At 34.9% G+C, this 16,673-nt stretch carries 11 protein-coding genes and 2 pseudogenes; 7 read left to right on the forward strand and 6 right to left on the reverse strand.

The window, feature by feature from the left end; all coding sequences use genetic code 11:
• Nucleotides 1-28: 28 nt before the first annotated feature.
• From ACYUCW_RS00700 to ACYUCW_RS00725, 6 genes are all read left to right on the forward strand, one after another.
• Nucleotides 29-2,200 (forward strand): type VI secretion system Vgr family protein, encoded by a 2,172-nt coding sequence (locus tag ACYUCW_RS00700; protein ID WP_017628614.1) that lies wholly within the window; start codon nt 29-31, stop codon nt 2,198-2,200.
• The gene (locus tag ACYUCW_RS00705; protein WP_046335143.1) at nt 2,200-3,423 is read left to right on the forward strand and encodes a DUF4123 domain-containing protein; all 1,224 of its coding nucleotides are present in this window, start codon (nt 2,200-2,202) and stop codon (nt 3,421-3,423) included. Before ACYUCW_RS00700 ends, ACYUCW_RS00705 begins: the two co-directional genes overlap by 1 nt.
• Nucleotides 3,420-6,506, forward strand: a complete 3,087-nt coding sequence (locus ACYUCW_RS00710; RefSeq protein ID WP_460408065.1) for a toxin VasX — start codon at nt 3,420-3,422, stop codon at nt 6,504-6,506. The genes ACYUCW_RS00705 and ACYUCW_RS00710 overlap by 4 nt, the downstream gene beginning before the upstream one ends.
• Nucleotides 6,507-6,521: 15 nt before the next feature.
• On the forward strand, nt 6,522-7,460 hold the full coding sequence (locus ACYUCW_RS00715) for a hypothetical protein (RefSeq protein ID WP_110706865.1): 939 nt from the start codon (nt 6,522-6,524) through the stop codon (nt 7,458-7,460).
• On the forward strand, nt 7,453-7,722 hold the full coding sequence (locus ACYUCW_RS00720) for a PAAR domain-containing protein (protein WP_004249835.1): 270 nt from the start codon (nt 7,453-7,455) through the stop codon (nt 7,720-7,722). The genes ACYUCW_RS00715 and ACYUCW_RS00720 overlap by 8 nt, the downstream gene beginning before the upstream one ends.
• Nucleotides 7,723-7,991: 269 nt before the next feature.
• The gene (locus tag ACYUCW_RS00725) at nt 7,992-8,837 is read left to right on the forward strand and encodes a hypothetical protein (protein WP_239508134.1); all 846 of its coding nucleotides are present in this window, start codon (nt 7,992-7,994) and stop codon (nt 8,835-8,837) included.
• An 89-nt stretch (nt 8,838-8,926) separates the two neighbouring features.
• Here the strand turns inward: ACYUCW_RS00725 and ACYUCW_RS00730 are convergent, their stop codons facing one another.
• The 6 genes and pseudogenes from ACYUCW_RS00730 to ACYUCW_RS00755 all read right to left on the reverse strand — a co-directional run bounded on the left by ACYUCW_RS00730 (nt 8,927) and on the right by ACYUCW_RS00755 (nt 15,691).
• Nucleotides 8,927-9,604, reverse strand: a complete 678-nt coding sequence (locus tag ACYUCW_RS00730; RefSeq protein WP_017827148.1) for a hypothetical protein — start codon at nt 9,602-9,604, stop codon at nt 8,927-8,929.
• Between the two features lie 92 nt (nt 9,605-9,696).
• A complete protein-coding gene (locus ACYUCW_RS00735; RefSeq protein WP_110706863.1) occupies nt 9,697-11,304 on the reverse strand; it encodes a fimbrial protein in 1,608 nt (535 codons plus the stop codon).
• A 13-nt stretch (nt 11,305-11,317) separates the two neighbouring features.
• Nucleotides 11,318-13,813, reverse strand: a pseudogene (locus ACYUCW_RS00740) (TcfC E-set like domain-containing protein).
• 22 nt (nt 13,814-13,835) lie between these two features.
• A complete protein-coding gene (locus tag ACYUCW_RS00745) occupies nt 13,836-14,504 on the reverse strand; it encodes an EcpB family pilus assembly chaperone (RefSeq protein WP_134999962.1) in 669 nt (222 codons plus the stop codon).
• A gap of 103 nt (nt 14,505-14,607) precedes the next feature.
• A complete protein-coding gene (gene ecpA / locus ACYUCW_RS00750; protein WP_004246669.1) occupies nt 14,608-15,231 on the reverse strand; it encodes a common pilus major fimbrillin subunit EcpA in 624 nt (207 codons plus the stop codon).
• 139 nt (nt 15,232-15,370) lie between these two features.
• Entirely contained in the window at nt 15,371-15,691 is a 321-nt protein-coding gene (locus tag ACYUCW_RS00755) for a helix-turn-helix domain-containing protein (protein ID WP_004246668.1), read from the reverse strand.
• Between the two features lie 770 nt (nt 15,692-16,461).
• On the opposite strand from ACYUCW_RS00755, the pseudogene ACYUCW_RS00760 reads away from it, so the two are divergent.
• Nucleotides 16,462-16,639: pseudogene (locus tag ACYUCW_RS00760) on the forward strand (IS481 family transposase); the annotation flags it as partial.
• Between the last annotated feature and the right edge of the window lie 34 nt (nt 16,640-16,673).

The raw sequence follows: 16,673 nt of genomic DNA on the forward strand, positions 1-16,673 counted from the left end.
TCTCCTACTTCCCGTGAAGGATTATTGGATGTCTATAACAAATTCAAAAAAATATCAAAGGCTGGGTGATAAGGATGGCAACCCACTGAATGGGGGTAAGACATTAACCCATGGCGGGGGCAGAACATACGCGCAAGATCTCGCTTTACAAGAGCAACATAGACAACTCATAGAGAAGATCTTAAGTGGCGACATGCAAAGTGGCTTAGTGTTTACTTGTCAGATTGGTGGATTACCCGAAGAGACTTTCCAAGTCACGCAATTCGATTTACAAGAAGGGATCTCACAACTTTTCACTCTCTCCATCCAAGCCGTCAGTCCACTCTCGGAAATTGATTTTAATGATGTGTTAGGCATGGCTTCCAGTTTGACAGTAAAGCGAGATGGTCACATTCTGCGTACAGTACAAGGTATCTTAGCGGCGGCAGAGCAAGGAAATACCGATGGGGTAAAAACCTGGTATCAATTTGTGATACGTCCTGAAATGTGGGTAATGACCCTCAAACAAGATAGTCGTATTTTTCAAGATACCACCGTTCCTCATATTCTTGAGACATTACTCAATGAGTCTCACATTAAATATGATAAACAGCTTTATCACCCAGAAGAGCATTTGCAGCGCGCCTATACCACTCAAAAACGAGAAACAATGTATGACTTTTGGTGCCGTTTAGCCGCAGAAGAAGGGATTAATTTTTGGTTTGAAGAAGGCCCACAGTTATTTTATAGCGACCGGCATTTGGGCATGAGAGCGGGGATATCCTTAACCTATAACCCACAATCGGATACAGATATCACCGATAGCACCGCCACAACGTGGCGCTATGTTGAACAACTCTGTAGCGATATTCGCGTTGATAAAGATTACAATCAACTTAGACCTTCCTACCCCTTAAGCCATCAAGTCACAGGAGAGGTTCATCAACAACATGAAATATTTGAAAGTTATGGACGCTTTGAAGAAGATGCTCAGGGACAACCCTTTAATCAGATACGTTATGAACAATCACAAAATCAGCGTCAAGTAGGCTCTGCGACCACAAACTGCATTGAATTAGCGCCGGGGCGTATTTTTACCTTGTCTAACCACCCCAGTGCACGCATGAACACCACATGGCAGGTGATTAGTATCTCACATCACGGTGTGCAACCTCTTGCCGACAACAGTGGCGGTGAAGGAACGCAATTGAGTAATCAGCTTTCCTTTGTGCCGAGTACTCAAGAGTGGCGCCCGCCTTACCGTTTTAAACCTACCGCCGATGGTGATGAATTAGCCACTGTCGTTGGCCCGCCGGGCGAAGAAATCTATACCAATGAGCAAGGTGCCGTTACGGTCTATTTTCATTGGGATAGGCGTGGTAAACCAGACCATAGCGCATCATGCTGGGTAAGAGTCGCTCAAGGTTGGAATGGGGACGGATTTGGCTTTATGGCTATTCCTCGTGTTGGGCAAGAAGTGATTATCTCTTATTTAAACAATGATATAGATAAACCGATTATCACCGGATGTACCTATAATGGTCGCAATCGTTCCCCCATTGATTTACCTAAACATAAAACCCGTACCACATTTCGCACCAAAACCCATAAAGGAGACGGGTTTAATGAATTGCGCTTTGAGGATAAAAATGGCGATGAGGAAATTTATCTTCATGCGCAACGCGATAATAATATTCATATTAATCATAATAAAACCCAATACGTTGGGCATGATGATAGCCATACTGTCGCCAATAACCGTAAGCATGAAGTGTGTCATGACGAATTTATCCACATAGTCAATGAGCAAACAGTACAGGTTGATGTCAATCAATTTGAACAAATAGGGAAAGACCGTATCACACGCATTGACAATAGTTGGAAAGAAGTTATCCACGCTAGTCACTTTCAGGAAATCGGGGAAAACAAGCAGTGTGATATCCAAAATGATTATACCCTGAAAGCCGCAGGGGGTATCCATACCCATACCAAAATCCACACCTTGCAAGCCAGTGAAACGGTCATTATCAAAGGCAAGGCTGGGTCGATTCAATTGGATGCACAAGGTGTGACTATTACAGGTAAAATTCTGCTCAAAGGCGATGTGTCAATAACGGGGGGCGCCCCAGAAGTGGTTACTCAGTTAGAAGCGGCGGTTAATGAAGGGTTACCATTAGCTGAGGATTGCCGTGCGAAAGCGATGAAAAAAGGAACGGCCTAATGCTCTTGAGTCCAAATCCCCTCTATAAAGCGTATTGGGTTGCTCAATGCCGTTATACTCGCAACGGTGAACAATTCAAGGGGGTGATGACCGTAGCAGGTACAAGTCAATCACAAGCTATTAAGCAGATGCGCCAGTACTTTACGGCTCACCCAGGTGAATATACCTTTGCGGACTATGACACATTAATCCCTTTAATCACCCATATTGAACAAAGTTCAACCTTAGAATTACCGTTAATACGGCAAGTACGTGAGCAACATAATGCAAAGGTTTCAGCCGTATTAGTGGATAAATGCAACCTCACACACCCAAGACCGTCAGAAAAAGGCGACATTCATTACCGTGAGGGGCAACCTACGTTTATTGAATATTCGCATCTCTATGTCGTCATTGACAGTGGGGAATACCACCGCCAAACCGGGCAACATCTTGTACCGAAACTGCATGGCTCGCAACTGCCATGGAAATCACTCTATCAAGGAGAAACTCAAGACAGCCTTGAAGATAAAGCCCCTTATTTGGTACACATTGCCGCCAATCAAGCCGGTCAGCGGTTTCTGGCTCATTACTTGAATTTACCGCATAAAGCGAGTCTCGGATTATTTATCAATAGCCTCAAACCCTTTACCGATATTCACCGGCAAATGCGAAAACTCACCTATTTATATAATCAAAAACTGGAGAGTTGGAATTTCTTTCGTTTTTATGATGTTAAGCACTTTATCCCATTTATTGAGTCTTTGACTCACGGACAGTTAATTAATGTGGTCAATGGGGTAAATGCGTTCTACGGCTATAGTGCACAATACCCCGATGGGGTTGAAATCACCTTTCACCCAGATTATCTGTATGACGGCAGTAAGCGAGAGCCGTTATTTATTAATACCTATTTATACAATCACTACGCGAATATCACACAGCTGCAAACTGTGGCTAAAGCTAAGGCACTGATTGAACAATTTTCTCAGGTAGAAGGGGATGAGTTAGAGGGTGACGCATTAATGGGCTACTGTATACACGCAGCAAATTGCAGTTTTTTAGACGATATTCATCAATCAAAAGCGTTATTGTACGACTTGCAAGCCCGCTATTTGTGCCGTCATCAACCGAGAACATGGCAGATCGCCAATGAAAAAGCCGCACCTTATAAATACAACCAAGTTTTATTGAGTTACCACCGTTATATCGCCTGTTTAAATACCCAAGGAGAAATGAAATGACTGGAGAAGTGAATGAGAAATATTTAACACCGCAAGAGCGCAAAGCGCGTCAGATGGTGAAGGCGGTAAACGAAGCGAGCCCACGAAACTTACCGGCCGACGCGGTGGTATGCCCATGTGAAAATGAACATCGCCCTGTTTATCCGGTGCGTTATGCATATACCAACTTTTATTGTGATTTACATTTTTCTACAATTGAACAAGCACCAAATAAAACGTTAGAAGCGAGTATTCCTCCTTCTATTAATCAATTATTGAATGCGAAAGATGTTACTGCTAGTAAAGGATTTTCTGCAAGATTATTAAGACAAGGTTGGGTTTATGTTTTTGAAGAAGGCAATTACCCTACTAGAAGTAATTCTAGTAATAAAAGTTATCAAGAACAAAATGTTGATGCGACAAAAGGACGCCTATTAGTTTTTCAACATCAAGTTACAACCAGTGATGGCAATGAAAATTTCATTCCATATATATTTAAGCAATTAAAAAATGGGGGTGTCACTTTAAAGAAAAACGGAAATAGTAATCCTTATTTAGCTATACCGAAAGATGTGAAGGAAGCGACTATCTTATTCAGCGAAAGTAAATTATCTGATTACACACTTAAAAAAATCATTTCATCTTCTAAGTTTAGATCGAAATTAATGCAAAAAATCAATTTTATTGATTACAACAATAACGATTATTGTATTGAGCTAAATAAAGATAATTTAAATCGACTTGTTGAGGATTATAAAGAAGAAGTTGATAAATTTAAGCTATTTGTTAAAGAATTCACGCATTCAAATATACCCTCTTCTTTTTTTTCTGATACCACAAAAATACCCGACTTACCACAAGATGCAACTGTTTTGATTAATCAAATAAATAGTGTTCTAGATTATAATGAAAAAGCGACATTGCTTATTTTAAAAGATCCCGTAGGATACCAAAAAGATGTTTTATCTTATTATAATATTGTAACAAAATTACATTTATTATATCAGAACTATTATAGCCATCCGGATAAAATTGGCCAATTTATTACGAGTATACAAGAAGCTAGTCATCACATTAAAGATACTGATGAAAAAGAAAAAATGCAAACAATACTAAAAGAGAGTATTAATCAGAATGCATTAGATAATGAGTGGAAAAATATTCATAAAACATTTATTTTTTTTGAGAAACATCAACGTATTGTATTATCATTGTATGAAAGCTTTATGAATAATCCGGCAATCATTAATGAAAACGGTGGCTTAAAACATTATTTTGATTATGCTTTTTCATATCACGAACGTATAACGAAAGAAGATGTCTTTAGTATTGATTTTTTTAAGGACCTTAATCAAGCTTTTGATTTATATTTTGATTTAATATCTCCATTAATGAATTCTACCGAAGGACAAAGAACATTAGATAAATTATATTCAATTAATGATGAAGAAAATAATAGCCTGTGGGTGGGAGTGACAAAGAAAGTAATTAGTCTTGTTGCTAATTCAAAAATTATGGACGCACTTTTAAATGCACAAGAATATGCAGAGAATATCGAAAATTTTGTTAATAAGCTTGCGTTTATTTGCTCAGATAGCATTGGTTTTGCATTTACAAAAACAAGTAAGATGCTTTCTCATTACGATATTAAAAATAGACTAATTAATACTAAGGGTATTGACTATTTAGCTCAAAAGATACTTCCGATGATACTGGCATTTTGCAACACAAAAATTTCATTAACCGAGTTTGTTAAATTATCGGGTAATGAGCTTAACCAGTGGGTGGAACAACTCCGTAAATTAACGGAACAAATAGTACCAAATCTGCAACATCCTAAATTAAATAAGCTTTTTTCTTGGAAACAAAAAATAATAAATCTAGGCGAAGAGACTGCCGTTCTTATTCCGAAGATTGAGATCACAGATATTACTAAAAATAAGATTTATATTTATGGTAAAGATGCATTACAGGTTTCCACTAAGCTATTTTTAAACGGTTTCAGCATGATAACCGGATCAATCCAAGCTTATACATTACAAGGCATGAGCTTATATGAACGTAATGACCCATTAAAACTATCCCCCTATAATCTGTATACAGCACAGATTATTGCGAATTTATTTGTAGCAAGCTACAGTATTTTAAAAGTCTCTCAAGAGGCGACAAAATTATCTCAAACAGTATCGAGCACCACACTGAAATTCTTTTTAGATAAAATAAAATTACCTATGCTAACAACAGAAGTGGGAACCAAAAGAATGGCAGCATTAGGTAAGATTGCAGGTGCCGTTGGTGTTGCTCTTGCCACTCGAGATGCATTAGAAGCTTTTCATATTGGAAATAATAAACAAGGTTTATCAAATGTAGCCATTGCCATTGGTTCTATCATGCTAATTTTTGTTACAGGGGGATGGGCTCTATTTGCAGGACTGCTAATATTAGGAGGCTTTATCTCAAGTCAACTCACCAGTTGGAGTCATTTGGAAACTTTGCTAAAACACAGTTTTTGGGGAAATGAAGAAAGATCAAATTTTTGGAATAATAAAAGACCTATAACAATCGATAAACAACTAGAAGAATATGTTAAAAATTTCGAACAATATGAAAAACAGAGTATTATTGAATTACAAGAGTTTTATAATCTATTTTATACAGCTAAAATGACTCAAGAAAAAATACCAAATGGAAAACTCCGCTTATCTTTTGAATTTACTAATTTTATCCCAGGGATTTCAGAGGTATATTTTCACTTTGTTACAGAGGTTGGTTATCACAGCGGTTTGGCAGAAGAAATAAAAACACCTAGTTCAGCTTATGTTCTAAATAAACGAAAAGATCTCTTAGAAATTAGCAAACAATTAAAAATGGCAAGTGAAAAAGGTGATTGGAACCCTGAAACAGGTATATTTAAATTTAGTTTGGAAGTACAGTCTCAATTAGTAAATACATATTCTGCTTTTGGTGCACATCCCAATAGCCGTATAGGTATTGAAGATTTATATTGGTATTATCAAGTCAATCCCGAGGTAACAACACCGATGCGTTATATCAATTGGGGGGGGAGATACCCAAGAAAACAATCGGCTTTTAGGCTTTATTAACAGTGAGAATATCTAATGAGTATTTTTTTCAATCCCGCTAAACACCCACATCGCTTAAAGCCACAACCATTGGGGGAGCAAGGTGAGCGCTATAACGAAGATTGGCCCATGCCTGAACTCGATTTTTTAGAGACCGTCGATAAACAACAGTGCATTCTAGTTGATAAAGAAATACGCCGACGTGATGCGTTTGCTTTCCCTGGGTTTATTACCGGAATTATTGTCTTTATTATGGTATTTCATTTTGTTTTTATGGACCACTATAATCAATATACAACTTTTAAAGACGATATTCCTTATTATGAAAATAAATATGGTAACTTATATTTGGAAAACCCAAACGATCCTAAAATACCTCCTTTTGTTAAAAATGAATATTCCCTTTTCTTCTATCAAGACAGTGTGACAATTTTAGATTACTTTAATGCTTATTATAGTCGATATATTACATCAACACCCTATCAAGACACGCTATTTTTTCTTACTATGTTCATCATGTCTTTCGTCTTACTTGGCTTGGGTGGCTATCAATCTTTTTTCAAAAAAAATCCAATACTCGTTTTTAATCGTGAAAGAAATCTGGTCTATACTTGGCGCAAAAATAAGGTATTTATTGCCCGCTATCCTGAAATTGGTATCGGTAAAATTGGTAAAACACTTACCTTTCAATTATTCGGGTTAGATAAGTCAAAACAAACTTTAGTTTCTGAATTGTTTTTCCCTAATGTCTATGTTTATTCAGTCTACAATACCAGTACTGACTATCACGACCAGCGCTTCATTAATTTTATCAATACTTATATGCGCGAAGGGCGTGATGCCATTATTCCATTCGATTATCACCGTAAAAAACCCAAAGTGTATTTTGGCAAAAACCCACCTCCTGCTGATTTTGAACAACAGGTCGAACAAATTTTAGCAAAGCTTGATCAGGAGAAAGAACACCATGCGTAGTTTGGTAAACGGCAGAAAGATTATTTTAGAAAATGATACAACAAATACCGGCGGTACCGTACTTACCGGCTCTTCTATTGCTAAACAAACCCAAGGGATTGCCTGTGTAGGTGATCCTGTTTATTGCCCTGCGTGTAAAAAAACAGGCACTATTATTGAAGGGGATAATTTAATGAAAATTAAAGGTATCCCTGTCGCCCTCGAAGGACATAAAGTCGCTTGTGGCTGTTCAGATGGCTGTATACTCGTTGCAACAGATTAAGCGATACCCAATATCATGTATCATAAATAAAAAATGATATTCTTTTTTAGAAATTAATTTTGCCATAACACAATTATCAGTAAATTTAAATTCGATGTTGCTATTCATCTAAAAAAAGCAAGCCTTCAACTAAATAGTAGTTTTAATTTTATATACTTTTATTCTCACATTAAGATTTGACGGGTCAAAATATGAAATATCATTCCTTATTAAAAAATTTATTTTATGCAACACTTTCCATCATGGCGTTAAATTTTAGTGGCGTCACTATGGCAAAAAATACCATGAATGATATTTATGTTATTAATTTATCCTCAAATGATGCAGGTTGTGGTATAAAAATTAATGAAATGTTGGTAATGGATAATAAAAAATACCCTGAAGGTCATTATTCCGCCGGTCAAAATATATCTAGTATATTAACTAGTGGGGAAAATACCTTAGGTGTAATTATGTTTAATGGCTCTATTTTAACAGGTGAAGAAAAAATCACTCCAGATATGTGGTGTGAAGTCGAACTTAAGAAGTTATCTGCAAACGGCAATAGCTCCTTAATATCGGGACTTAGGTTAAACGGAAGTAGCGATGGGAAAATGGTGGTCTCTGATAAATATCAAAATAACAGTGAGCATATCTATTTTGGCGGCCCCAGTAGAGATAGTGAGTATAATGTTTTAGAAGCAAAAAACCAATTTAATATACAAGGCCTCCCCCAATGGCAATGGGAAAAAGCAACTCCCGTTACTGAAGACGATATACCTAAAATTCGTGCTTTTTATGCCGAACTACGACAAGCATTTATCGATAAAAATCTAGATAAATTAAAAACTATGGGGAAAATATCCTGGGAAGAAATGGCCTATGCCGATAATGGCTCTCCTGATATCTTTTGGAAATCGCTTAATTTTCAAGAACGATTAGAACAAGGATATAAACCCAATACTATTAATTGGGATGAATATACTTTTGTTACTTATAACGACAATCGAGTCTTTCGCTATGAGGTTGGTTTTAGCCGATTATCCCCCATTGAATTAATCAACTCTGAAGGAAGAAATTATTTTTATAATCCTTACCTTTCTATTATTGATGGGAAAGTGACTATTGTCCGATAAGGTGCCTCTTTTATGCCTACTATCATTCTTATAGGTGACTCGGACACTGGCCATGATCATCATGGCCAATACACTTTAAAGTCACACCATTACTCACAATTCCCTATGGAGTAATATTTATCAAAGATAACAATATACTTACGACTTTTTTGACTTATGCGCAGATCTTTAATTTGTTGATTGGGTAATAAATAAAATACATAAGGCTCTGAGTCATCATCACCATCACAATTTTGATGTAACAAAACCCTAAAATAAGTATTGCCTGTATTTTTTAATATTCCTTGGTTAATATTTAAATCATATTTGAAATCTGGATCTTTAGGTCTAACAACAAAATAGGTTTCTAAACTTACTGTGGGGTAGAACAGTGGTTGTTTTTTTTGCCCTTCATCATTTCTTATATCAAGTGGCGTTTCACTAATAATAATTTTATAATAACGTTCTTTCTCATCCGCCTCTCCTCGATAGAAAATTTTAAAAAATTCCTGCTCCCCGGGTAATAGAATTTTTTTAAGGGGAGTAAAAAGAATTTCTCCATTCTGAATAGGTGTGCCCTGCTCTTGATAACCCGGCCTATCAATTTGGTAAACACTAAATGTATATAAATTGGTTTTTTTAGTATCATTAATATAGGGCTTAGAAAAGAAGGGTTCCCCCGACTCCATAGAGGAAATATCTGCACTAATATAAAGTGCATATGCATGGTGATAAAAGAAGACTAACAACATCCCGCAAAGTATCTTAAACCAAGATATTAGTTTCATATTAAAATTTCAGTATTCGTTATAATAGAAAGTGACTTAAATAAAAAACCAGTACGTTCTTATCAGTCGCCATAACATAAAAATAATCAACTTTAGTTAATATCAGGCCCAGTCCATATAGCCTTAACTGTTACCGTTCCACTGGCTGAGACTGTTCCTAGCCAATCAATACCATCCAAAGTGAAAAATGAGTTAGCATCATTCATTGGAAAAGATAAATCTAGGTTCGTTCTATAAAAAGAGCCTAAGTCTTCATCAGGTCTGTCCCATGGTGTTTCTGTCCATAACGCATTTTTTAATGAAATTTCATGACTATCACAACTCGCTCTATATTTTGCATCCGTGCCATCACTATTTTTAAATGAGAGATAAGCCGGAAAAGGCACATTAAGTCGGTTATCACTGGAGGAGAATAAACAATAGGATTGCCCTTTTAATGTTGTTTGTGGTCCTTCTACAGATGCAGTAATAGAGTCTGCTTGTCTAGGGCCACTGGTGGTAACAATATAATTAAACTCAATGGGTGGCTCTTCATTACCCACTTTTCCCGTTTTAGATTGATGAGGGTTAAAATCAGTAGGAATAATGCTTATGCCATAATCTCTCGGCTTCAGAATAAGTGTATTTGAGGGGGTGAACTCATAATACCCAGATTGAGGCACGGCTGTATTGGTAAATGAAAAGGTAAAAAAGTCTTGGCTATTTTTAAAATCGACATTACTAGAGACGAGTCTTTTTAAAAAGGTATTAGATAAAAAGATAGAAACATTTTTATTATTAACTTTAAAATAATAATTAGCGGGATATGTTGTATTATAATTATACCAGTTATTACTGCCATCATCAGGGCCAATTTTTATTGTATTTGCCGCTGGCGTAAAAGGGATCAGTGTATTATTAATTTTTAAATTAAGCCTAATATTGGTAAATATATCCCCAGTAGTTTCATGATCAATCACCTGACAAATAATACCATTTTGGTTTGATACAATACCCACTCGGCAAAACTGAGAGCCTAAGCCAATCGTGGGATTACCGTTACTATCAATAAATATTTCTTGTAAAGCACCTGTTGAAGTTAACGTGATATGCCCTGACTTAGTGATATTGAATTCATGTGATGCAAGCATTCTGCCACCAACATTTTGGCAAGATCCGCCTTTGCTTGGATCATAGTCTGTTTTTGTCATACAGGCTCTATAACTATATGTCTCTATAGTGCCTACAGGCAATTGGCGAAAATACAGGTATGCCGAATCACTAAATATCCCCCGAGCATAAGCCGATTCACCGTTAGTATTAGTCTGAACTATTTTATAAGCCCCGTCTTTACCTATATATTGCGCAGGCCAATAGCCACTATCATCTGTACAATAACGCCTCATACATCGATTACCCACAAATGGCTTATCTATTTGAGAATTTTCTAGCCAAATATCGACATATTGATTGGCCTGAATGGATGTATTGGTATACCCCATATAACCTAAACTGAGCTGTGAAGATTTTGAATAACGCGTATATTTATTGGCACCCGAAAAACGCGGATCGGTTGTTCTTGGGGTAATAAAATATTCATTATCTACATTATTCTCAATAAAAACGTAACTATTAGTTACCGTAGCGGCTTGACTGGTTGTAGACAGCGATAAATTTAAAAGACAAGGTGCTACGAGTAAAAAAAATATTTTGCTATTCATAATAAAGTTCTCGTTATCTTTTTACGAAACTAGACTGAGGTTGACAAGTTACCTCTCCAACCCACATTGCTCCTTGTGCCCCTTTAAGATCTAAGTCTGCTTCACAGATTGTTTGCTGATCTTCTTGTAGTAACGAGATCACCGGATAACGGACATCTACATCCATTGAAAACTCACCATTTTGATCTGTTTTAGTTCGACCAATATGGTTTCGAATTGAAGCATATTTTAAAAGTTCACCATTAGGGGGTTTCAGACGTCCGAAAACCGTGACTAATTGCCTCACTTCCGGTTGATAAAAGGCAATATTTCCTGGATACAATGTGACGGATTTATTTCGGCCAGAAATAATGTCAAAGCTGTCTTTCGATTTGCCATCATTCATTAATTGGATGTCATAATCTGAATAAGGAGATAATGGAATAAAGGTATTTTTTCCACTAATCGGGTAATTTTGCCCATTAACTTTAGCGAGCATACTGCCACTACCTTTAATATCTGAATTGATAATAATGCCAGATTTACCTTGTTAACCACTGGGTGTGATCATCCCTTCACTATAAGCTATAGAGCCACGAGAAGTTAAATTACCATTAAGTCGTTTATTATCAGGGCGATTAATGGTCACCGTACCAGAGTTATACTTCGTATCATAAGAAGCGTAACCTAGTGTTGAGAAGTCAGATTCACCATTATCTTTATCATGTACTAACTTAGAAACAGAAACGCCCGCATTAGTGATCACGGAGTTTTCAAAATTCTTATTCACATAAATATTGGCTTTTACATTGCCATTGGTTGAAGAGATCCCAGTACTTAACCACGTTGAAAGAGGTAAAGAGAAATCAAGATTAATAAATTTTTCATTAGTGCTATTTTGATTATCATAATGATAACGCTGAACCCCAGCTCTTAATCCTACCGAGCCATAACGTCCCGAAAATAATGTATTTGCATATTCATAATTAATAGAATCACTACCAACTCGCTTATCTTTGGTATTGCTGATAGTAAATGAACCCGTTCTATCCATTATCTTATCGAAATTAATAGTTCCTCCATAAGAGTAACTGTCTGCCTCATATAGCGGTAAATCACCTCTTACGATAGTTTTCTCTTTAGATGCCCATAATGAACCATAGCCTTCTGGGATATTAATAGAAAGCGTACTAATATTACGGTGACTACCATGATTCTCTAACATTCCTTGCCAAGCAATAGAAAGATAGTTATTTACCGCTACACTGATATTCGTCTCCTGTACAATAAATTTATCAAATCCATAGTTAGACATTTGAAAACGAATACCGGATAACACAGGAAAGTTATAAGCAAAAGAGCTACCGATTAAATAACTTTTTTCGGGAGTTTGGTTATAAGCGCCACCCTCTTTGATATAATGACGTTTATCAAAATCAATATAGCCACCATAAATTTCCCAATTTAATTGGTCAAAATTACCGTTAGCGGTGCCAAAAGACTTATTAATGGTTTGATGTTGTGTTGTCACTACCTTACCATCAATAACGGTTTCAATCGTTACTTCATAAATACCATAAGGCAACATGCTGGTATCAACTTCAAAATTACCCATCGGGAAATTTTGAATATTTAATAATTTACCTTGGCGATAAATACGAACTTCACCTGGACTATTTAAAAAAGCATAAATCGGAGTTAATGATTGCTGTTTATTCACCACCCTACTTGATGAATTATTCCCGATTGATGCTGCATAAATTTTACTGCTACTCAATACTGTTAAGCTGGCTAAGGACTGTAAATTCCAAGTGCTCATTAACCCGATAGCAAAACGCAATCCATTAAAATCACGTTCATACATTGCTCTATAGAGTTCAATATTGGAATTGGATTTACCTATACTGTAGGCAGATGCATTAATATTAAAATGGTGTTCAGCTTTAGCTAATAACGTGTCTAAATTAAAGTAGCTACTGGATGAATCTTGGGCGTTTTTAACACGACTTTGAAAGACGCCCAAATCATAGTTGGCCACAGCAGAAAATGAATTAACAGATGAATTTCCTAATATGGATTGTCTAGCATGTTCTTTGGGTGCAAAAGCTGACTTATCAACATCTAATGATAAATTAAATGAAGAGACATTTAATTGAAGAACAGCATTAATATCAATAGCTATACTATTATTTTCATTAAAGATAGCATTTTTTTTACTTTCAATTTTATCAACTAATAACTGATTTAGTGTTGCGCCTTGATTATTTTCGATTAATTGAATACTTGATAGTTTTATTTTATCATTATCGATAACAATAATCGCATCTGCAATTTTCTTTTCACTTTGGTTTTGTTTATTTGCATCATTAAGTCGTAAGAAAACGGGCACCGACATACCTTCCTCTAAAGCATTAACAAATGCCGGAGGAATAATATATCCGCCCACTTTAATTCTTTTTATTTCATTAGCATTAATCGTATTCGAAAAAATAATACCTAATATTAATAAAGCGATAATACTCTTACGCATGATTTAGCCCATTCTTTATTTTTTATTTGACAACAATGAACTCTCCTTTGTGCCAAATGCCTACGCTAGATTTTTTATTTGTGAGATCGACAAGTTGCAATTTAACGGCTAAATGTGGCATAAGGTAATAACGCTCGCGACACATCCCCTCCACACCATATTGTTGTTTTTCTGCTAGACAAGGGCCTGAAGCCACAACACGAAATGAACTATTACCGATATTAGAAACTTTATTATCATGATACTGATAATTAAAATTCTCAATTCTGGGTGCAACCACTAAAATTGTACTAATAGTTGCAGATGTTGTTGCTGTCGCTGATTTTGAGCTTTGTGTTATACCATTTTCAGCAATAGGATCATCTTTCCAATTTAATCGATAATAACGCTCTTTATCATCCTTAGGCCCTTGATAAATGATTTTAAATACATCACTTGCATGACCGGGAAGAATCAGATTAGCCGGTGTTGATAGAATTTCATTGGGATCAGTAACCGGAATAACTTTCCCATTTTCAAGTGGTGAGTCTAATTTTTCTATTGTCAAATTGACTAATCTTGCCGTATTTACTGTATTTTCAATTTCTTTGGCAAGAGTACTTTCATCAGAAGATATTATCTCTGTTATATTACCTACATTTACTGCAAAACTATTTTTTAATGGAAACCACAATAATAAAAAAGGATTAATTTTATCTTATTCATAATAGTCAGTTTCTAAAAATAAATAACGATAAAGATATTACTTCCCTATAGTATCTTTATCGTAATATCAATTAGCCAATAAAGGAGAATTAAGGTTCTGGATTAGGTTTAACGGTAGAAAAGTCACCATCCCAAGTGGCGGTAAATTGCACTTTTACATCACCATCCCAGACACCATCAGCCAGTGATTTAAAATCGGCTGTTGCTCCTGCTGCTTGTGCACTGGCAATCACAAAAGTGAATTCACCACGATCTGTAGCGCGCTCAGAGCCATTGTAAATACCATCAGCAGCTAAATTATCTAAACCTGAGGTTAACCCTTTTGATGTATCAATTAACACGACATCAGTTGTTTTAGAAAGGTCTTCCCCATTCCATTTAACACCAACTGTTAATGTTGAATCATCAGTTGTTCTTGCTAACGTATTAGCAATCAGTTTTGATGATAATTTAAAATCGGTTGCGCCAGATTGGCCTTGAATAGCAATATCAAATGCACCATTTTGTTGGTTAAATGATTTTTGGCCTTCAGCATAATTAAAAGTCAGACTTTTTAATGGAGTGACAACTAACATACTGGTTGTATCTTTAATTGCAGTTGCTTGCCAAGTCGCGGTTGCTTGTGCAACACGAGTATCTGCATTAGCAGCCGTAGCAAAAGAAGCAGCAATAATTGTTGATAGCATCACCGATGCTATTTTTTTATTTAACATATTATTCTCTCTAATTTTGATTTATAAAAAACAATTACATAGTATAAAAAACACCTTTAGTTGTGCTTTTTATAAAATATAATTAATAAAATAATTGCAATGATAATTATTTTATGTGATTTATTAATTTTTAATGTAATTAAAAGTTATTTATGAAGTTTTTTGTTTGACAACCTTTCCATAAAATATATTTCTTTTTATTATCGACTTTGTTTATTTCTCTCTCATCGGAAAATTCATTTTCAAGATATTTAAATACATCTACCCATTTTTTATCTAAAATTAATAAAAAATTTGCTAATTGATCAACGGTAATTGCAGTAGCTCCTATTTCATATCGTGAAATTTGTTGTTGGCTAACATTCATTAATCTTGCCAACTGCTTTCCTGTCATATTTTTTTCTTTACGTGCTTTTCTTAAAAAAATACCAACATGACCACTAATCATATTAGATTTCATTAATTACACTCCAATAGAAAATTGTTAACTAAACATTTCATTTAAATCAATCATAAATATATAAAAACAAGAGTAAAAACGTTTATACCGATCGAAGTTAGTTAACTTAATAGCCACAACCTATCAAATATTGATTATTGATCGATTTAATTTATTAGCTTACGCAAATAATTTGTATTTAAAAGAAAAGATTTTTATTAATTATATGATAATTAAATAAATTAAGTCTTTAATTAAAAAATAATTTAAAAAATATATTTTTTATAGAATTGCAGAAAAATAAAGAATAATGCATTATTGATATAGCCTAATTGATATATTTGATCATATATATTTACAATTTGTTACATAATTCATCAAATAGCGATTTAAGTACTAATAATTAGAGTACTATAATACTCTGATAAAAGCGCATTTCTGGTTGAATATCCTGCAATCATATTCATAAAGAACACTTAAGCCCAAAAATAGCACTTAATCAAAGAATTAGTATCAATATATTTGTAAAGTAATCACATGATTTTAAATATCTTTTTTAATTCTATTAATACTAATATAAAGTGTAAAAACACATTTTAATGAAAATAGAGATCAATTTTAATAAGTAATTATATTACTGATTAACTAGATTATTGATTTAGATCAATAATAGTATTATGTTATTATATTTTTATTAATCTTTAACGGTAATTAAATGCTTAAGAAGTTATTTTAATAAAAATAATATATATAATTATGCAAAAATATTTTTCTTTGCATTAATAATATGGCAAGAAGTTTATCAATATATCGATTATAAAGATGATGTCGATTTACATGAAAAATTAGCTGAATGGGAGGCTTTTTATAATTGTCATCGCCCTCACTCAGCGCATGCTGGTAAAACACCGTATGAAGTGTTAAAAAATAAGCTTGGTCTTTAAGACTAAGCGTCAGCCGAGGTTCTGAGTGACACAGCGTAGAGATTTTTATCTAGGAACAT

It is taken from the genome of Proteus sp. MB838 (assembly GCF_054767435.1).